Origin of the sequence: Flavobacterium keumense, from assembly GCF_029866485.1 — a bacterium.
Classification (GTDB): domain Bacteria; phylum Bacteroidota; class Bacteroidia; order Flavobacteriales; family Flavobacteriaceae; genus Flavobacterium; species Flavobacterium keumense.
On sequence record NZ_CP092332.1, the window covers coordinates 2,049,438 to 2,069,697 of the forward strand.

At 34.1% G+C, this 20,260-nt stretch carries 13 protein-coding genes; 1 reads left to right on the forward strand and 12 read right to left on the reverse strand.

Translation table 11 applies throughout. From position 1 onward, the window contains the following. Positions 1-68 precede the first annotated feature (68 nt). The 3 genes from MG292_RS09295 to MG292_RS09305 are packed head-to-tail and all read right to left on the reverse strand — an operon-like array spanning position 69 to position 4,695. Positions 69-2,081 (reverse strand): protein-disulfide reductase DsbD family protein, encoded by a 2,013-nt coding sequence (locus MG292_RS09295; RefSeq protein WP_264533006.1) that lies wholly within the window; start codon positions 2,079-2,081, stop codon positions 69-71. Next, positions 2,081-3,391 (reverse strand): tRNA lysidine(34) synthetase TilS, encoded by a 1,311-nt coding sequence (gene tilS / locus MG292_RS09300; RefSeq protein WP_264533005.1) that lies wholly within the window; start codon positions 3,389-3,391, stop codon positions 2,081-2,083. Before tilS ends, MG292_RS09295 begins: the two co-directional genes overlap by 1 nt. Before the next feature lie 17 nt (positions 3,392-3,408). Beyond that, positions 3,409-4,695, reverse strand: a complete 1,287-nt coding sequence (locus MG292_RS09305) for an anthranilate synthase component I family protein (RefSeq protein ID WP_264533004.1) — start codon at positions 4,693-4,695, stop codon at positions 3,409-3,411. A gap of 156 nt (positions 4,696-4,851) precedes the next feature. On the opposite strand from MG292_RS09305, the gene MG292_RS09310 reads away from it, so the two are divergent. Continuing rightward, positions 4,852-5,226 (forward strand): DoxX family membrane protein, encoded by a 375-nt coding sequence (locus MG292_RS09310; protein WP_264533003.1) that lies wholly within the window; start codon positions 4,852-4,854, stop codon positions 5,224-5,226. Positions 5,227-5,474: 248 nt separating this feature from the next. Here the strand turns inward: MG292_RS09310 and rpsA are convergent, their stop codons facing one another. The 9 genes from rpsA to MG292_RS09355 form a co-directional block, all read right to left on the reverse strand. After that, on the reverse strand, positions 5,475-7,250 hold the full coding sequence (gene rpsA, locus MG292_RS09315; protein WP_264533002.1) for a 30S ribosomal protein S1: 1,776 nt from the start codon (positions 7,248-7,250) through the stop codon (positions 5,475-5,477). A 308-nt stretch (positions 7,251-7,558) separates the two neighbouring features. Continuing rightward, positions 7,559-8,815 carry a nucleoside permease gene (locus MG292_RS09320; protein ID WP_264533001.1) on the reverse strand — a complete coding sequence of 419 codons (1,257 nt, stop codon included), beginning with the start codon at positions 8,813-8,815 and terminating at the stop codon, positions 7,559-7,561. A 66-nt stretch (positions 8,816-8,881) separates the two neighbouring features. Then, positions 8,882-9,577, reverse strand: coding sequence for a (d)CMP kinase (gene cmk, locus MG292_RS09325; RefSeq protein ID WP_264533000.1), 696 nt, complete (start codon positions 9,575-9,577; stop codon positions 8,882-8,884). A gap of 145 nt (positions 9,578-9,722) precedes the next feature. Then, positions 9,723-12,176 (reverse strand): endopeptidase La, encoded by a 2,454-nt coding sequence (gene lon / locus MG292_RS09330; RefSeq protein ID WP_264532999.1) that lies wholly within the window; start codon positions 12,174-12,176, stop codon positions 9,723-9,725. Between the two features lie 129 nt (positions 12,177-12,305). Next, the gene (locus MG292_RS09335; protein WP_264532998.1) at positions 12,306-13,631 is read right to left on the reverse strand and encodes an MFS transporter; all 1,326 of its coding nucleotides are present in this window, start codon (positions 13,629-13,631) and stop codon (positions 12,306-12,308) included. A gap of 144 nt (positions 13,632-13,775) precedes the next feature. Next, entirely contained in the window at positions 13,776-14,591 is an 816-nt protein-coding gene (locus MG292_RS09340; RefSeq protein WP_264532997.1) for a M48 family metallopeptidase, read from the reverse strand. 86 nt (positions 14,592-14,677) lie between these two features. Continuing rightward, complete coding sequence (gene glgB / locus MG292_RS09345) at positions 14,678-16,585, reverse strand: 1,4-alpha-glucan branching protein GlgB (RefSeq protein WP_264532996.1); 1,908 nt, start codon at positions 16,583-16,585, stop codon at positions 14,678-14,680. Positions 16,586-16,631: 46 nt separating this feature from the next. Next, positions 16,632-18,269, reverse strand: a complete 1,638-nt coding sequence (locus tag MG292_RS09350) for a maltokinase N-terminal cap-like domain-containing protein (RefSeq protein WP_264532995.1) — start codon at positions 18,267-18,269, stop codon at positions 16,632-16,634. After that, entirely contained in the window at positions 18,269-20,203 is a 1,935-nt protein-coding gene (locus tag MG292_RS09355) for an alpha-1,4-glucan--maltose-1-phosphate maltosyltransferase (protein ID WP_264532994.1), read from the reverse strand. Before MG292_RS09355 ends, MG292_RS09350 begins: the two co-directional genes overlap by 1 nt. Positions 20,204-20,260 lie beyond the last annotated feature (57 nt).

The window sequence follows — 20,260 nt, forward strand, 5'->3', positions numbered from 1 at the left end:
TTTTATGCACAAAAAAAACCGCAAATTGTATAATTTGCGGTTTATCTATTTTAGAGATTCTTTTATTATTACTTGAACTCTGAAATACCTTCTTTTAACCACGATTCATATTCTTCTATTCCAACAAAACTAATAGTAGGTTGCTTTGAATTCAAATTAGCTCCTTCTAAATCAGTCAACACATACAAAGGCTGTGTATTCGTTTTATATCTTGAAATCATGAAGTCAGTCCATTTATCACCAATAGTTTCAATACTTGCTCCTGTTGATTTAGAAATGAACTGTTCGCTTCTAGGCAACTCTCTTTTATCATCAACATACAAAGAAATTACAACTACCTGATTTTTTAAAATAGTCAAAATACGTTCATCAGACCAAACATTATTTTCCATTTTACGACAATTAACACAAGCATGCCCCGTAAAATCTAACATAATCGGCTTGTTTACTGTTTTTGCATAAGCCAATCCTTTGTCATAATCATCAAAAACTACAATTTGGTGAGGCCCCAGTTTAGCACCTTCTGGCAAAGTTGAAACAGATGAACTGGAATTAACCGAGCTTACTCCTATTCCTAAAGGACTTTCACTGTATTCCATTGGTGGCGGAAAAGCATTGATTAATTGCAAAGGCGCTCCCCACAATCCCGGAATCATATATATCGTAAATGATAACACAATCAGACCGAAAGACAATCGTCCTACAGAAATATGCGTCATCGGACTATCGTGTGGTAACGTAATTTTTCCAAATAAATACAAGGCTAACGTTCCAAAAATAGCAATCCAAATAGCTAAAAACACTTCTCTTTCTAGCAAATGTAATTGTAAAACCAAATCGGCATTGGATAAGAATTTAAAGGCTAAAGCCAATTCTAAAAAGCCTAAAACTACTTTAACCGTATTCAACCATCCTCCTGATTTTGGCAACGAATTTAACCAGCCCGGAAATAGTGCAAACAACATAAACGGTAAGGCTAATGCCAATGAAAATCCTAACATTCCAACAATTGGAGCAATTCCGCCTTTAGAAGCTGCTTGCACTAATAAGGTTCCTACAATAGGACCTGTACATGAAAAAGAAACGATTGCTAACGCCAAAGCCATGAACAAAATCCCTATCATACCTCCTCTATCGGCTTGACTATCGACTTTATTTGCCCAAGAATTAGGTAGCATAATTTCAAACGCTCCTAAAAATGAGGCAGCAAAAACTACTAACAAAATAAAGAAAAACAAATTGAACCAAACATTCGTTGAAAGAGCATTCAAAGCATCAGCTCCAAAAAGCCAAGTTACCAAAACCCCTAACAATACATAAATCACAATAATCGAAACCCCATAAAAAATAGCATTTCGAACGCCAGCGCCCTTTGACTTACTTTGTTTGGTAAAAAAACTTACCGTCATTGGAATCATAGGAAAAACACAAGGAGTTAACAACGCTGCAAATCCAGAGAAAAATGCAATAATAAAAATTGAAAGCAATCCTTTTTCTGGTTCGGCTACAGGTTTTGTTGCAGTAGATTGAACAGTTGTTGAATTTTCCTCGTTTACAACTTCAGCTGGCGCAACAACCGCTTTTGTTTTTGCCGAATCCTGAACCGATACAATATTTTCAACCTCTTTTGATTGAGATGGAATCACGAATGTAAAATTCTTTTCTAAATTGATACAGGCGTCTTTACAGACTTGATAATTCAGACTTACTTCTACTTTTGCGAGTTTCGGATTTATCAAATGAATCTCTTGTGTCAATTGCGCTTTTTTCTCAAAAAAAGTTTCGTTGACTTCAAATATATCATTGTAAGCCGTTTTCGTTTTGCTTTCTTTTGTTTTGCCAATCAATTCAAAATTGCCTTTCTGATTTTTAAAAAGCACCTCTAAAGGCAACGAACCTCCTTCAGCTGTGAATTGCGAATACAAATGCCAACCAGTATCAATCACTCCATTAAAAGTCAACACATAGTTTCCCTCTGATTTTTTTTCAATTTGAGTAGTCCATTTTACTGGATTCAACAGCTGTGCATTTCCTTTGGCAAAAGCCAATGCCATCACTAATAAAACAACTATTTTTTTCATTATTCGATTGCTATTTTTAGTATTTTTTTTGTTTTTGAATCTATTTTAAATCGTTCATCTTGTCTAATTCCAACAATCCAAACTACTTGACTTTCAGAACACAAAAGCCAAACATTTTCTTTATCAATCAAGGACAACTTTTCATCTTTGAATAATTTACTCACTTTTTTTGACCTCCCTCCCATTCCAAACGGTTGAAAAACATCACCCTCGTTCCAACGACGTAAAACCAGTGGAAATTGTAATTTATCTTGGTCAACAAATATAGCTGAATTTGATGTATCACTTATCTCAGTTACATTGTAAAACAGCATATTTAAGGGAAAATTAACTTTCGATTCACTCGATTCAATTAAGAACTCTTGCATATCTGTTGCTAATTTTAAAGGACTTAAAATCAAATAATCTCTATCTTTTATTAGTCTAAACTGAGGTGCAAAAACGTATTTACCCGACTGATTGGTTACCAAATCATAAATATCTTCCCAGGCAGTGAAATCAAATTCTTTCAGCCATTGATACAAATACGAAGTGTAATTAGGTAGTTTTAATAGTTGGTTAATATCAAAATAAATGTCATCTCCTTTTTCTTTTGCTACTTGTTGATATACCATAATAGTAGCATCATCCACCAATTCTTGAGATTCTTGCAAATATGCTTGTGTCTTTTCAAAAGAATTCATGAAATTAGGATTCAACTCTTTCAAAACAGGAATCAAATGATGGCGAATTTTATTTCGCAAGTATTTATCCGAGGCATTGCTACTATCTTCACGCCAAACCAACTTATTTTGGGTGGCATATTCTTCAATCTCTTGTCTAGTAAAAGGAAGCAAAGGACGAATTACAATATCATTTAGTGCAGGAATACCAGTCAAACCATCTAATCCCGTCCCTCTAGAAAGATTAATTAAAAAGGTTTCTAGATTATCATCTGCATGATGAGCTGTTAGAATATAATCTCCTTTTTGAATTTCGAGTTGCTCATAAAACCAACTGTAACGTAACTCTCTTGCAGCCAGCTGGGTAGATAATTTATAATCTTTTGCGAAAGCCTCTGTATCAAATTGCGTAAACGAAAACGAAATCCCATTTTGGCTTGTATATTCTTGAATAAATTGTTGGTCACCAAAACTTTCCAAACCCCGCAACTGAAAGTTACAATGCAACACCACTATTTCATAGCCCAATTGTTGAAAAAGGTGTACTAAAACCATACTGTCCAATCCCCCGCTAACAGCAAGCAAGAGTTTTTTCCCCTCTAAAAAAGGAAATTGATGAGATAAATGATTTTCGAATTGTTTCAGCATGCTCAAAAGTAATTAATTTAACGCAACACTTCGTGCATCGCTTTGGCTTTAAGCAAACATTCTTCGTATTCTTGTTCAGGATTAGACAACGAAGTAATCGCACTTCCTACTGAAAAGGAAACGTATTTTTTTTCTTGGTTATACAAAATACTTCGAATGACTACATTAAAATCAAAATCACCATTTGGGCTAAAATAGCCTATAGCCCCACTGTACAATCCCCTTTTAGTTTCTTCCAATTCGTCAATAATTTTCATTACCGAAATCTTGGGAGCTCCTGTCATGCTTCCCATAGGAAAAGTCAACTTTAAAACATCAACTAATGAATACTTACTATCTAATTTTGAGGTGATTGTGGAAATCATTTGATGTACTTGTTGAAAGGAATAAATTCCGCACAACTCATGAACTTTTACCGTTCCCTTTTGGGCAGTTCGAGATAAATCATTCCGAACTAAATCAGTAATCATAATATTTTCGGCACGTTCTTTTGGATCAGACGCTAATTTTTCTTTTGATTCTTCGTCTTCTTTTGGGCCTGAAAAACGTTTTGCCGTTCCTTTAATCGGTTGCGAAATTAAATTCTCTCCTTCTTTTCTCAAATAACGTTCCGGTGTGGCGGAAAGTAAAAACTGTTTGTTATTCTTAAAAAAAACAGCAAAAGGAGTTTGAGAAATGGTATTTAGTCTTTTAAATTTTTCAAGTGGATTAATTGTAGTATTCTCAGCATAAAATTCCATACAAAAATTAGCTTCGTACACATCGCCACGATGTAAATGTTCTAAAAGTGCATTTACCTTTTCAATATATTTTTCTTTTGAAATACGGGACTGAACTGTTATACTTTCGCACTCTGAAAAATCGACACTAACCCTATTCGTAATTGCATCAAAATCCGTTTCGACCTCATCATCGCATAAACTCAAATATTGAATTGTGAGTTGATTTCCTCTCAATAGAAACAATTTCTTGGGTTGAAAAAAGAACAAATCGGGAAAAGCTAATCCATCAAAATTATTGGATTGCAAATTTTCACTATCGTTCTTTAAATCATATGATAAGTAACCAAACAGCCAATCTTTGGTAGTTTGTAGGTATTGTTTTAAATCCTCAAACGCATTGTGATAATCGGTTTGAATCAATGTAAACGCATCTACCGCTAATAGCGCATCAAAGCTTGAAAACTCTTGCGGATAATCATTACTATCCATAAAAACAACCTCACGAAATTGCTGTGACCAATCCAATAATTGCTTTTTAAAAGCCATCGGATTTGCTATCGTTTTATGAATTTTAGTTCTCAATACATCTCGTTTTAGGTTGCCAAAAATACAACAAAATTCATTCTTATAAGCGGAAAAACAAGCGAGAAAGTGGCTAATCAAATTATTTATTTATAGGTGATTATCCTATTTATAAAATGAGTAATTTTGAAATACTAACCTTAAATCCAAATTAATATGAAAATTGCAACATTGATTGTCCGAATTTTATTAGGAGCATTTATGGTATTTGCTTCTATAACCTATTTCTTTAATTTAATTGAACCTGAGGCTCCAACAGGGAATTTATTAACTTTTATGACCGGCATCATCGCTTCAAAATACCTATTGCCTTTAGCGAAAGCTATCGAATTAATTGTCGGAATAAGTTTATTAATTGGTAAATTGATGAAAGTAACATTGTTAGCCTTATTACCAATTTCAATTAATATCTTTTGTATACATACAGTTACTCAGGTTTCAGAAGTACCTGTGGCAATTTTTGTTCTTGGCGCTAATTTATTTTTAATATACTCCCATTGGGATTCTTATAAAATCTTATTTAAAGATTAATTTTTGAGTTATTCCATACATTTATTATCTATAACAGTGTAGCATCTACAAAGTTCGGCTTTAATTAATTTACCTCACTAAAACTCGCTAATAACATGTTTTATGAAAGTCGCACTAAAAAATCTTAAGTTGCTATTCTATTTTTTGTTTTTTTTGTTTATGTCCAATTAACTTTTTTAGGACAAGACACACAATAAAAAAAGCCTCACAGTAATGTGAGGCTTTTGTATTTAAAAAAGAACTGAGAATTATTTTTTCTCTGTTTTTTCCATTTTAGCTTTCAAAGCAGCTAATACATCATTGTTATCTCCTAAAGTTGCAGCTGGTGCATTAGTCGATGCCGCAGAAGTAGTTTCAGCAACAGCTTTCACATTTTTCTCTTCTTCTTCACGGAAGATCGCAGTGTGAGAAGCAACTACTCTTTTGAATTCTTTATTGAATTCAATTACTTTGAAATCAGCAGATTCTCCTTTTTTCAATTTCTTACCGTCTTCTTTTTCTAAGTGACGTGTAGGAATAAAAGCAACGATATCATCACCAAATTCTACAGTAGCTCCTTTGTCAACAATTTCAGAAATCTCTCCTGTGTGGATAGTTCCCACTGCGAAAGAATCTTCGTATTGATCCCAAGGATTAGCAGTAGTTTGTTTGTGACCTAAAGATAATTTACGTCCTTCAACATCTAATTCTAATACAACTACATCTAATTTTTCACCTACATTTACAAATTCAGATGGGTGTTTAATTTTCTTAGTCCAAGAAAGGTCAGAGATATAAATCAATCCGTCGATTCCTTCCTCTAATTCTACGAAAATTCCAAAATTAGTAAAGTTTCTAACGATACCTGTATGTTTAGAACCTACTGGATATTTAGAAGTAATATCAGTCCATGGATCTTGAGTCAATTGTTTAATTCCTAAAGACATTTTACGATCATCTCTGTCTAAAGTCAAGATTACTGCCTCAACAGTATCACCAACTTTTACGAAATCTTGAGCAGAACGCAAGTGAGTTGACCAAGACATTTCAGAAACGTGAATCAATCCTTCAACACCTTCTGCCACTTCGATAAATGCACCGTAATCAGCGATTACAACTACTTTACCTTTTACTTTATCACCAACAGTTAAGTTAGCATCTAAAGCATCCCATGGGTGAGCGTTTAATTGTTTCAATCCTAATTGAATTCTTGTTTTCTCATCATCAAAATCAAGGATTACAACGTTTAATTTTTGATCTAATTCAAGAACTTCACTTGGGTGATTGATTCTTGACCAAGAAAGGTCAGTAATGTGGATTAATCCATCAACACCACCTAAGTCAATAAACACACCATAAGAAGTAATGTTTTTAACAACACCTTCTAAAACTTGTCCTTTTTGTAATTGACCGATGATTTCTTTTTTCTGAACCTCAATATCAGCTTCAATAAGCGCTTTATGAGATACAACAACATTTTTGAATTCGTGGTTAATTTTAACTACTTTGAATTCCATGTTTTTATTTACATAAACATCGTAATCACGGATTGGTTTCACATCAATTTGAGAACCTGGTAAGAATGCTTCGATTCCGAAAACGTCAACAATCATACCTCCTTTAGTTCTACATTTAACAAAACCAGTAACGATTTCACCTGTTTCGTTTGCAGCGATAACTCTATCCCAAGATTTGATAGTACGCGCTTTTCTATGTGATAATACTAATTGACCTGTTTTATCCTCACGGATGTCAATTAATACTTCTACTTTGTCACCTACTTTTAAGTTTGGATTGTAACGGAATTCGTTTAAAGAAATAACACCTTCCGATTTTGCATTGATATCAACGATAACGTCTCTATCTGTAATTCTAACAACCACACCTTCCACTACTTCTTCTTGATCTGTAGCGATGAAAGTTTTTGAAACTAGTTCTTCGAATTCTTGTAAGTTTTTCTCATCTACTGCATCAATTCCTTCTTGGAAGTTATGCCAGTTAAAATTTGCTAAAAACTCTTCTTGTGATTTTAATTGTTCAGACATGCTGATTAAAAATTTGTATTCTGTATTTTCTTGGATTTCTTTATGCGAAAGAAAACAACAGAAGTTGTTTATATAAATAATTGATACCTAGAGGAAATCCTTATTCACCAAAAGGTGCGCAAAGGTACTATATCTTTATTCAATTATCAAATTTATTTTAATATAAAACAAACGATTAATTCATTGACAATCAGAACTGACACTCTATTTAGATTCGCAACTGAAAATACATTCCTCTTTTTTAATTATTTGGCATAAAAAAAAACCAAGAACACGTCTTGGTTTATATACTATTCGCAAAGCAAATTTTAATGCTTAACTTGTTCTAATTCAGAAGGATTGTGTTTGTGCTTAAACAAAATGGCAAATGCAATCGCTATCAAAAGAGCATACAATGCAAATGATAACCATATTGTATACCAATCTCTAGTTCCATTATGAGTAAAAAATTTTTCTATTGCCCAACCCGATGTAAAACTTCCTAATACAGCTCCAACTCCATTTGTCATCATCATAAACAATCCTTGTGCTGAAGCTCTTATCGTTGAATCAGTTGATGTTTCTACAAATAACGAGCCCGAAATATTGAAAAAATCAAATGCCATTCCATACACAATACAAGATAAAATAATCATCCAAAGTCCTTCTGCAGGGTCACTAAATGCAAACAATCCGAAACGCAAAACCCAAGCCAACATCGAAATTAACATCACCTGTTTAATTCCAAATCGCTTTAAAAAATAAGGAATCGCAAGAATAAATAAGGTTTCGGAAATTTGAGAAATAGACATTATTATTGTTGAATATTTTACCACGAACGAATCTGAATACTCTGGAATATTTTTGAACTCATCTAAGAAAACATCTCCATAAGCATTTGTTAACTGTAACGCCCCTCCTAAAAACATAGAGAAAATAAAAAACAATGCCATTTTATAGGTTCCAAAAAGTTTGAATGAATCCAAACCTAAAGTTGCTACTATAGAAGATGTTTGATTTTGAGTATGTTGTGGTTTACATTTTGGTAACGTAAAAGCATACAAACCCAACACAATGGCTGCAATTCCAGCAATATAAAACTGGTACGCAGTTGCTTTACTTCCTGTCAAATTAGTAATCCACATAGCAGCAATAAAACCTACTGTTCCCCAAACTCTAATTGGAGGAAAATCCTTTACTACATCATTATCTGCATTGTTTTTTAAAGCGGTATAACAAATTGAATTAGACAATGCAATTGTAGGCATATAACAACACATAGCTGAAAGCATCACATAAATAAAATAATCCGGAGTAGTTACTTCTGGCAAATAAAACAAAATCAAAGCATACAAAATATGCAACACTCCATATAGTTTTTCTGCATTTATCCAACGATCAGCTATAATTCCGGTTAAGGTAGGCATAAATAGAGACGCTATTCCCATTGTACCAAATACTAACCCAAACTGTGTTCCTTCCCACTGTTTAGTTCCAAACCAAAAGTTAGCAATTGTAATCAGCCATGCACCCCAAACAAAAAACTGCAAAAAGCTCATCGCTGTCAATCTAAATTTTATACTCATAATTATTTTATGTATTAGTAATAAATAGTTTGTAAATCTAACATTAAAAAAGAAATACGCAAAAATTTAATTCTCATTAATAATAGCATTCACTAAGTCCAAAACAGCTTCAAACTGTTCTTCTCTACTAAGGTGTGAATTATCAATTTCGACTGCATCTTCAGCCATTACTAATGGTGAGTCATCACGATGCGTGTCAATATAATCTCGTTCTTCTACATTTTTCAACACTTCTTCATAAGTTACCGAATCTCCTTTTTGCAGTAATTCATCGTAACGTCGTTGAGCACGAGTGGCAGCACTAGCGGTCATAAAAATTTTCAATTCAGCATCTGGAAATACAACAGTTCCAATATCACGACCATCCATAACAATCGCCTTGTTCTTCCCCATTTCTTGCTGTTGCTCCACTAATTTAGCACGAACTTCAGATACTTCAGCTACCTTGCTCACAAAACCAGACACCTCAATAGTGCGAATGGCTTTTTCTACATTTTCACCATTCAAGTACATTTCAGCGAAACCTAATTCAGTATTAAACTTAAATTCTAAAACTATGTTTTTTAATTTAGTAAGTAATTTTACCTTATCGAAAGAATCAACTGAAATCAAATTGTTTTGCATTGCAAATAACGCCACCGCACGATACATTGCCCCTGTATCAACATAGACATAACCCAACTGTTTTGCCAACTGTTTTGCCAAAGTACTTTTACCAGTAGAAGAAAATCCGTCTATTGCTATTGTGATTTTTTTTGTCAAAATATACTATACTAATGTTATTCGATTTAGTTCTTATGTTGCGAAGATAAAATTATAAATACAATAAACGAAAAATTCCAAACTCCAAAACCGAAAAATATGCAGTTTGGAATTTGGAATTCTATTTTTTAGTAATTAATTGCTATTAAATCAGCTTTTTAGCATTTTTAACTTTCTGATTGGTAATAGCAATCTGAATTACCTCACTCATTTCTTTCACGTAATGAAAGGTAAGTCCCTCTAAATATTCTGGTTTGATTTCGTCAATATCACTTTTGTTTTCGTGGCACAAAATAACCTCCTTAATATTGGCTCTTTTCGCTGCCAATATTTTTTCTTTGATTCCACCCACAGGCAAAACTTTTCCTCGCAACGTAATTTCGCCAGTCATCGCTAAATTTTTCTTAACTCTCTTTTGTGTAAACAAAGAAACTAAAGACGTCAACATGGCAATACCTGCACTTGGTCCATCTTTTGGAGTAGCTCCTTCTGGAACGTGTAAATGGATATTGTGTTTATTTAAAATTTCAGCATTAAGTCCCATAGCTTCCGAATTGGCTTTGATATATTCTAAAGCAATCGTTGCTGATTCTTTCATGACTGTTCCTAGATTTCCTGTAAGAGTCATAGTTCCTTTTCCGGGAGAAAGTAACGATTCAATAAATAAAATATCTCCTCCTACACTGGTCCAAGCCAAGCCTGTTACCACTCCAGCTACATCATTACTTTCGTATTTATCTCTTTCCAGTCTTGGAACACCTAATACTTTTACAATATCTTCATCAGTTACTTTTTTATTATACTTCTCCTCCATCGCAACTGATTTTGCTGCATTTCGGATTACTTGAGCAATTTTATTTTCTAGTCCACGCACACCCGACTCACGTGTATATCCTTCTACAATTTTTTCCAATTGCTTTTTACCAATAGTTAAATCTTTAGAAGTCAATCCATGCTCTTTCAACTGTCTTGGAAACAAATGTTGACGCGCAATTTCCACTTTTTCTTCAATGGTGTAGCCCGACATTTTAATCACTTCCATTCTGTCACGCAAAGCAGGTTGGATAGTTGCCATATTGTTTGAAGTTGCAATAAACATTACCTTAGACAAATCATAACCCATTTCAAGGAAGTTGTCATAAAACGAATTGTTTTGCTCTGGATCCAACACCTCTAATAAAGCCGAAGATGGGTCTCCGCTGTGACTGTTCGATAATTTATCTATTTCGTCTAAAACAAATACGGGATTTGAGGTTCCTGCTTTTTTCAAACTTTGAATAATTCGCCCTGGCAAAGCGCCAATATACGTTTTTCTATGTCCTCTAATCTCCGCTTCATCACGCAATCCACCTAACGAAATTCGAACATATTTTCTACCTAATGCCTCTGCGATAGAGCGACCAATCGAAGTTTTACCTACACCCGGAGGTCCTGTCAAGCATATAATAGGTGACTTCATGTCATTTCGCAACTTTAAAACTGCCAAATGCTCTATCATTCTTTTCTTAACTTCTTCTAAACCAAAATGATCTTTATCAAGGATTTTCTGTGCGCGTTTTAAATCGAAATTATCTTCTGAAAATTCATTCCACGGCAAATCCAAAAATAAATCCAAATAATTTCTTTGAATACTAAAATCAGGGGATTGCGGATTCATTCTGCGCAATTTTGACAACTCTTTCTCAAAATGCTTTTGTGTTTTATCGTCCCATTTTTTAGTTTTAGCACGCTGACTCATTTCATCAAATTCTTCTTCATGCGAAACACCACCCAATTCTTCCTGAATAGTTTTCATTTGTTGATGAAGAAAATATTCTCGTTGTTGTTGATCTAAATCAAAACGCACTTTAGACTGAATATCATTTTTCAACTCCAATTTTTGTAACTCTACATTCATAAAACGTAAAGTTTCTAAAGCGCGATCTTTCAGATTGTTAATTTTCAACAAATCTTGTTTCTCTTTTACCGAAAGATTCATGTTAGACGAAACAAAATTGACTAAGAACGATTTACTTTCAATATTTTTAATAGCAAAAGTAGCTTCGCTAGGCAAATTAGGACTTTCTTGAATAATCTTAACAGCTAATTCTTTCAGCGAATCAATAATTGCATTAAACTCTGTATCGTTCTTTTTAGGACGTTTTTCAGGAACTTCTTTTACCATAGCAGTAATATAAGGTTCTTCTGAAACTACTTCCTCAATTTCAAAACGTTTTTTTCCTTGTAATATAACTGTAATATTTCCATCAGGCATTTTTAGCACACGTAAAATTCGGGCTACTGTTCCAATGGTATTGATATCTACTTTAGTAGGATCTTCGTCTTCTTCGTTCTTTTGTGCTACAACACCAATATTTTTACCTGATGCATTGGCATCATTGATTAATCGAATTGATTTGTCGCGTCCTGCAGTGATTGGAATAACAACCCCAGGGAATAAAACCATATTGCGCAATGGCAAAATAGGTAATGAATCCGGTAATTCTTCGTTATTCATCTCCTCTTCATCTTCGGGAGTCAATAATGGAATCAATTCGGCATCCGAATCAAATTCTTGAAGTGACAGATTGTCAATCGTGAGTATTTTATGATTTGACATAAAGTATAATAAGTCGTTTTGTCATTAATTTTTATAATTCGATTGGTCTTTGTAATAAGCAATGCAATTTTAAAGACCGACTCTTAATAAGTCAATCTCTGTGCCAAAACAGAAAATCAGGAGAAATGATTAATGTGATTCAGTAGTTTTTGGAACACGTCGTAGTAAAACGAGTCCAAGCACAAAAAAGACCCCTAAAAAAACGATGGCGAATCGCGGACTGCCTGTTATTTGGTCAATGATACCATAAATACACATTCCAATAACAATTCCTATTTTTTCGGCTACGTCATAAAAACTAAAAAAAGAAGCCGTGTCCTCTGATTTTGGAAGCAGTTTAGAATAAGTAGAACGTGATAATGCTTGAATTCCTCCCATTACTAGACCAACTAAACCCGCCATCACATAAAAATGAATAGGTAATGTAATAAAATAAGCTAAAACACATAATAGTATCCAAAATGCATTGATAGCAATTAAAGTAGGCATGTTTCCAAATTTAGCAGAAGCTTTAGAAGTAAAAGTGGCTCCCACAATAGCAACTAATTGGATCAATAAAATACAGATAATCAACCCTGTTGTGCTCTCACTTTGAGAAGACCATTGGATTTCTTGCGCTCCAAAATAGGTTGCAATCAACATTACCGTTTGCACTGCCATACTATACACGAAAAAACTAGCAAGGTATTTTTTTAAAGCCTCATTTTCGGCCAATAAATGCCAAACTTTTTTTAACTCTTTGTAACCGTTGAATACAATGTGTTGTTTTATTTTACTTGCTACAATTTTATTGCCTTTTGGTAAATAGTAATAGGTATATTGGCTAAACAGAATCCACCAAATCCCTACCATCACAAAAGAATACCGCATAGCTTTCATAGCCGCTTCGCCTTTAGTTCCAGAGATACCAAATACATCTGGCATCATAATCATAGCCAAATTAACCACAAGTAAAATTACACTACCAATATATCCGTATGAGAATCCTTTGGCGCTAATAGCATCTTGTTGTTCAGTAAAAGCAATGTCTGGTAAGTACGAATTATAAAAAACCCAACTCCCCCAAAAACCTACTAATCCGAAAAAATAAAATACTAAACTGAGGTAAATATTTTCAAGACTAAACCAAAACAATCCGATGCAAGATAACGCGCCTAAATAACAAAAAAATTTCATGAAGGATTTTTTATTACCTATATAATCTGATATTCCTGAGAGGATTGGAGAAATAAAAGCAACAACCAAAAAAGCAAAAGCGGTAACAAAACTAATTAAAGCTGAATTTTTAAGCGAAAAGCCAAAAACAGTGATGTAATGACTGCGTTCTGAAAATAAGGCTTCATAAAAAATAGGGAAAACAGCGGAAGATATTACTAATGAATACACTGAATTTGCCCAATCATAAAATGCCCAAGCATTCAATAACTTCTTATCCCCTTTTGGTAAATCTGCCATAACTATTTTGGTTTAGGGGACTAATTTATTTATTTTTTAATTAGTATCACAAAAAGATACTAGAATTTAAAGGTCAAACCGTATTTCATAAAAAAAAGCTACTCTTTTGTTAAAGAATAGCTTGTTATAACATTTGTAATTTTATTATTTAGCAATAATTCCCACTTTAGCAGCAATCGCTTTTGCTTCTGGTATTAGGGCTTTTAAATCTTCTATACGAGTAGCGTCTGAAGGGTGTGTACTTAAAAATTCAGGTTGGGATTTCCCAGATGATTTGGCCGCCATTCTTTCCCAAAAAACAATAGATTCTTCCACATTATATCCTGCAATAGCCATTAATGCTAGCCCTATTTTATCTGCTTCACTTTCATGACTTCTACTGAATGGAAGCATTACTCCTACTTGAGATCCTATACCGTAATATTTTTGCCACATTTCTTGCTTTTCAGCACTTTCCTTACCTGTCGCAAGCGCAACACCTGCTGCCCCAATTTGCTGCAATTTAGCAGCACTCATTCGCTGTGCTCCGTGATTAGCCAAAGCATGAGAAACTTCATGTCCCATAACCGTTGCCAATCCAGCTTCATTAAGAGTTACGGGTAATATGCCTGAATAGACTACAATCTTACCTCCTGGCATACACCATGCGTTGATATCTTTACTTTCAACCAATTTGTATTCCCATTCATATCCTTTCAAATATTGAGTTTGTCCCAAATAATTTAGATATTTTTCGGCAGCTAATTTAATTCTGACGCCAACTTTTTCTACCAATTTTGCATCAGCAGTACCTATGATAACTTTATTTTCCTTTAAAAACGTACCATATTGTTGGAAAGACGAAGGAAACAATTCGGCATTAGAAACAAAATTAAGCGTTGATTTTCCTGTCAATGGGTTGGTTGCACAAGAAAATAATAATCCGAAAGTGGATAGACCAAGTAAAAAATATTTTTTCATTCGATTTAGATTTAAGAATTACAAAATTACAGTTTTAAAATCTTTACTCAAGTCTAAATCGAATAAAAACAACATATACAGTTGAATTACGAAATTCTAAATACCATTAGCGCTAAAGGAGCTAAATCTAGTTCTATAGAATAATCTCTACCATCATAAGGAGAACTTTCTATGGTTAATTTACCTGAATTAGCTACTCCACTTCCTCCGAAAACTTCGGCATCACTATTGAATATTTCGACTAACTTCCCTTTTCTTGGCAAGCCAATTCTATAATTTTGTCGCACGACTGGTGTGAAATTACACACTACAATCACATCTTCTTTTGAATTGTTTCCTTTACGAATGTATGCCATCACTGCATTATGATGATCCGAATAATTAATCCACTCAAATCCTTCAGGACTGAATTGTTTTTCATATAAAGCAGGTTGACTTTTATACAAATCATTCAAACCTGCGATTAACTTTCTTACCCCTTCATGAGATGGATATTGCAGTAAATGCCAATCCAAACTTTGTTCAAAATTCCATTCACCACTTTGACCAAACTCAGCTCCCATAAACAATAATTTAGTTCCAGGATGCGTAAACATATAGCCGTAAAGCAATCGTAAATTGGCAAACTTTTGCCATTCATCACCAGGCATTCTACCTGCGATAGAGTTTTTACCATAGACTACTTCGTCATGCGATAGCGGTAACATAAAATTCTCCGAAAAAGCATAGGTCATTGAAAAAGTCAAATCATTTTGATGGTATTTTCTGTGAATTGGATCTTTTTTAAAGTATTGTAACGTATCGTGCATCCAGCCCATCATCCATTTCATACCAAAGCCTAAACCTCCTGCAAAAGTTGGTCTTGAAACCATTGGAAACGAGGTACTTTCTTCAGCAATAGTTTGTACACCTTCATAATTAGCGTAAACGGCTTCGTTAAAATCTTTTAAGAAACTAATCGTATCCAAGTTTTCTCTTCCACCAAATTCATTAGGCTCCCACTCCCCGTCTTTTCTTGAATAATCCAGATATAACATCGAGGCTACTGCATCTACACGAAGTCCGTCAATGTGATAATGTTGTAACCAAAATAACGCATTACTAATCAAAAAAGAACGCACTTCATTTCGTCCATAGTTAAAAACCAAACTTTTCCAATCGGGATGATACCCTTTGCGTCTGTCAGGATGTTCAAAAAGATTCGAACCGTCAAAGAAGCCTAAGCCGTGGGCATCATCAGGAAAGTGTGAAGGAACCCAGTCCAAAATCACTCCAATTCCTGCTTGATGTAGTTTATCTACCAAAACCATGAACTCTTGTGGCGTTCCAAAACGAGAAGTTGGCGCAAAATAACCAACTAGTTGGTAGCCCCAAGAAGGGTCATACGGATACTCCATCACAGGCATAAACTCTACGTGAGTAAAACCTGTTTCTTTTACGTATGCCACTAATTCATCCGCAAATTCTAAATAGGTCAAAAATCGATTTTCTGAACCATGACGTTTCCAAGACCCCAAATGCACTTCGTAAACCGAATACGGCTTATCCAAAGCATTGTGTTCTTTACGGGTTTTCATCCAATTAGTATCTTTCCATTGGTAATCCAAATCCCAGATTACAGAAGCGGTAAGCGGTGGTTTTTCACAGTAAAATGCAAATGGGTCTGCTTTTTCAGTAATTATTCCACCATTATCCGATTGAATTTTATATTTATAGGTAATTCCTTTTTGAACTCCAGGAATGAATCCTTCCCAAATTCCAGAAGAATCCCAACGAACATTTAATTGATGCTCGCCTTGAATCCAATAGTTAAAATCTCCAACTACAGATACAGAACGTGCTGATGGCGCCCAGACAGCAAAATAAACACCCGAAACTCCATCTACTTCAATAGGATGTGCTCCTAGTTTTTCATAGAGTCTAAAATGTTTTCCTGCTTTAAATAAATCAATATCAAAATCGGTAAAAAGGGAATATCCTTGTACTTTGCTCATTGTGTGTTTTTATTTCTATAAGTATCAAATATACTTTTATATACTACTAATTTTTATCAAACTCCATAATACTTGCAATTCCGGTCAACGGAATTACGGACCAACGCGGACGTGAATTTAATTCATATCCCAGCTCATAAACTGCTTTTTCTAACAAGCAATATTTCAACAAAAAGTCGATTTCTTTGTTGTAACCAATGTTCAAATTACCTGCTTGAGCCACTTCTACATACGTTTGAAGAAATACCCCAACAAAATATTTAAACAACACTTCCCCTGCTTGAAACAACTCTTTTTGTTCGTAAGGGTACTTATCTTTATTATTAAAAATCGTTGCATAAATAGCATAATGAAACGAACGAAACATTCCCGCAACATCTTTCAATGGTGGCTGCTTCACTTTTCGATCCCGAATGGTACTCTCTGGCTCTCCTTCAAAATCCAAAATGTAAAAATCATCCCCGTTGACCAAGACTTGTCCTAGATGATAATCTCCGTGGATTCGAATACGTTCCGATTTCATTTTGGTCCAATCAAAATCCAAAAATAATTTTCGAATTGATTTTTTATTGTCCAAAAATTGATTGGCTAAATCCAGCGCTAAACCATCTAATTTATGCAAATTATTTTCTAGAATATTCAAACGATTCTGAAATTGATACGTTAACCTGTTTTTAAGCCAAACCGTATAATCTCCGTTGTATGTAGTCGGTGTAAAAGCCGTTTCGTGAATGTCACTTCCTAGAGCAATGTGCATTTCAGCGGTGCGTCTGGCTAAAGTTTGAATACGTAAAATAACACTCAATCCTGCCCAATCAATAATTTCAGGCGGAACTTCATTCAATCGTAATTTTTGAAATAATTCAATATTGGGAAGTTTGTCAATTTTGATTTTTTTAGCACTCAAATTAGAAAAAATTCGATCCACTTCTTCTAACATGTACTTCCATGCATCGCCTTGATTTGGAACCAATTCTTGCATTAATCCCAATGTGATATCGCCCTCAGAAAAATTAACACTGATACTTCCTTTATATTCTGGCGAACTCTTAAAATTCATTCTTTCAGTAAGAAAACGACTGATTTCATAGTCTGGATTCATACTGATATAAATTCTTCTAAAAATCTTTAATACTAAGTTTTCATTATAAATAATAGAAGTATTACTTTGCTCTACCCCCATGAATTTAGAAGAAACGTATTCAATATCGGGCAATTTTACTCCTTTATGAAAGTTTACTTTTGAAATGGTATTTTCATTAGAATGAATTATTTTATCAAACAATAATTTTCTAAAATCTTCTTGATGTAATGCATCTACTAAAAAACCTTCTTTTCCACCTAATTCAACAGGGGCAATAATTGTATTGGTATCCAATTCTTCTTCAAGCATGAAGGCAATTGGCATAAAATAATGTTGAAAAAAAGCCTCTTTAAAATTCACTTCTAATAAAACCCCATAATAATTATTATGTTTTGAAGTAATTTTAAACGAATCAACGACTTCGATATATTTCAAAGTACTCGCCTTTCCCCCATACCAACGCTTATTGATGATGTAATTTTCTAAAATATCTGAAGAAAAAACTTTTACAAACTCTTCATCTTCAAAAGCATTTTTCCAATCTGTTTTAAAAACAAATGGATTTTGAAATTCGGCTTCGTTGATTCTTTTTTCTTTCATTATCGTTGGATTTTAAATAAATGAAAAGGTAACTCTGGTGAAAGTTCTATAAAATTCCACTCTTGATTCCAAAAATAGGTATTACCTGTAATCAAATCTGTAACCTGAATTTGAGATGTTCCTAAATGTTCTACTGGAATTCTAATAGTAGTTTGAATCGTATTAAACGCGTCTAAATTCACTACCATCAAGGTTTCATTTTGTTTCTCATCATCAAATTTATAATAGGCTAAAACTTGATCATTATTGGTAGTACAAAAAACAATATTATTCGTTTGTTGCAAAGAAGCCTGTTCTTTACGAATCAAATTAATTCGGGTAATTAATGTTGTAATTTTATTTTTTTGATTCCAATCCCATTTCACAAACTCGTATTTCTCAGAATTCAGATATTCTTCTTTTCCTGGAGCCTGAGGTTCGCAAACACGATATTCAAATACCGGCCCATAAATCCCAACACTAGAACTCAAAGTAGCTGCCAAAAAATACTTTTGTAAATGCACCGACTCGTTACCACTTTGCAAGGCAAACGGGTTAATATCAGGAGTATTTGGCCAAAAATTAGGACGGTAATATTCTTTTTGATCCGATTGCGTTAATTCAGTTACATACTCTGTCAACTCACTTTTTGTGTTTCTCCAAGTGAAATAGGTATACGATTGGCTGAAACCTTGTTTAGCCAGTTCATTCATGATTTTTGGACGTGTAAAAGCTTCCGCTAAAAACAGTACATCTGGGTATTTTTTCTTGATTTCGGCAATGAGCCAACCCCAAAAGTAAAAAGGTTTGGTATGTGGATTATCTACTCTAAAAACACGAATTCCGCATTCTTCTACCCAAAACAGCGCCACATCAAGCAACTCTTTCCAAAGGTTTTTCCAGTCGCTACTTTCAAAATAAATAGGCAAAATATCTTGGTATTTTTTAGGCGGATTTTCAGCATATTGTACCGTGCCATCTGGACGCCATTTGAACCATTGTGGAAATTCTTTTACATAGGGATGATCTGGAGCTGCTTGTAGCGCATAATCCATAGCCACTTCAATTCCTAAATCCTTGGCCGTTTTTACTAAAGATTTAAAATCGTCAATTGTTCCTAATTCAGGATGCGTGGCTTTATGACCACCATACTGGGAACCGATTCCCCAAGGTGAACCTACATCACCAGGTTCGGCATTAGTCGCATTATTTTTTCCTTTTCTATTGACTTCCCCAATAGGATGAATGGGTGGAAAATACAAGGTATCAAAACCCATTTCGGCTACTCTTGGTAATAACTTTTCACAATCTTTAAAAGTACCGTGTTTGCCTTCTTCTTGCGAAGCAGAGCGTGGAAAAAACTCGTACCAGGTGCTAAACAAGGCTTTTTTTCTATCCACATACACTTGTAATTCCTGTGATTGATTGGCAAGAAAACGAGTGGGGTATTTCTTGAAAATTTGTGTTAACTCGTGCGAAATAGCTTCTCTGACTCCATTATCATATTCTGAAGCTGTAGTGAAAAAATGTACTACCGAATCGAGATATTTTTTTTCTTCTTTACTAGCTATCTTTTGAATTTCCTTTACATATTCGGCGCCTTCTAATAATTCAGATGTTACATTTTGACCATCAAATATTTTGCGTTCAGTACCGTGTTGCCAATTCAAAGCGTAATCTACCCAACCTTCAACAAAATAGGAGTAAAATCCTTGTTTCTCTACTGTAAATTCGGCAAACCATTCGTCGTTATCCATTAGAGTCATTCGAATTTCTTGCCATTTCTTATCCGATTGGTATTTGTACTTCACACAACACTGAATTACATCATGACCATCTGAAAAAACCGCTGCAGTAACGCGTACTTTTTGACCAACAATTCGTTTAACAGCAAAAGCTCCTCCATCCAATTGAGGAGCTACATTTTCTATGATTATACGGGTTTGATTTTGCATTGTATACAATTATATAAAAGTGAAATGTAATAAAAAAATAAATACATACTACATCAC

What these genes read in the sequence shown, in the direction of transcription:
- MG292_RS09295 (WP_264533006.1), bottom strand. Translation starts at nt 2,081, where the DNA reads ATGAAAAAAATAGTTGTTTTATTAGTGATGGCATTGGCTTTTGCCAAA.
- tilS (WP_264533005.1), bottom strand. Translation starts at nt 3,391, where the DNA reads ATGCTGAAACAATTCGAAAATCATTTATCTCATCAATTTCCTTTTTTA.
- MG292_RS09310 (WP_264533003.1), top strand. Translation starts at nt 4,852, where the DNA reads ATGAAAATTGCAACATTGATTGTCCGAATTTTATTAGGAGCATTTATG.
- rpsA (WP_264533002.1), bottom strand. Translation starts at nt 7,250, where the DNA reads ATGTCTGAACAATTAAAATCACAAGAAGAGTTTTTAGCAAATTTTAAC.
- MG292_RS09320 (WP_264533001.1), bottom strand. Translation starts at nt 8,815, where the DNA reads ATGAGTATAAAATTTAGATTGACAGCGATGAGCTTTTTGCAGTTTTTT.
- lon (WP_264532999.1), bottom strand. Translation starts at nt 12,176, where the DNA reads ATGTCAAATCATAAAATACTCACGATTGACAATCTGTCACTTCAAGAA.
- MG292_RS09335 (WP_264532998.1), bottom strand. Translation starts at nt 13,631, where the DNA reads ATGGCAGATTTACCAAAAGGGGATAAGAAGTTATTGAATGCTTGGGCA.
- MG292_RS09340 (WP_264532997.1), bottom strand. Translation starts at nt 14,591, where the DNA reads ATGAAAAAATATTTTTTACTTGGTCTATCCACTTTCGGATTATTATTT.
- glgB (WP_264532996.1), bottom strand. Translation starts at nt 16,585, where the DNA reads ATGAGCAAAGTACAAGGATATTCCCTTTTTACCGATTTTGATATTGAT.
- MG292_RS09350 (WP_264532995.1), bottom strand. Translation starts at nt 18,269, where the DNA reads ATGAAAGAAAAAAGAATCAACGAAGCCGAATTTCAAAATCCATTTGTT.
- MG292_RS09355 (WP_264532994.1), bottom strand. Translation starts at nt 20,203, where the DNA reads ATGCAAAATCAAACCCGTATAATCATAGAAAATGTAGCTCCTCAATTG.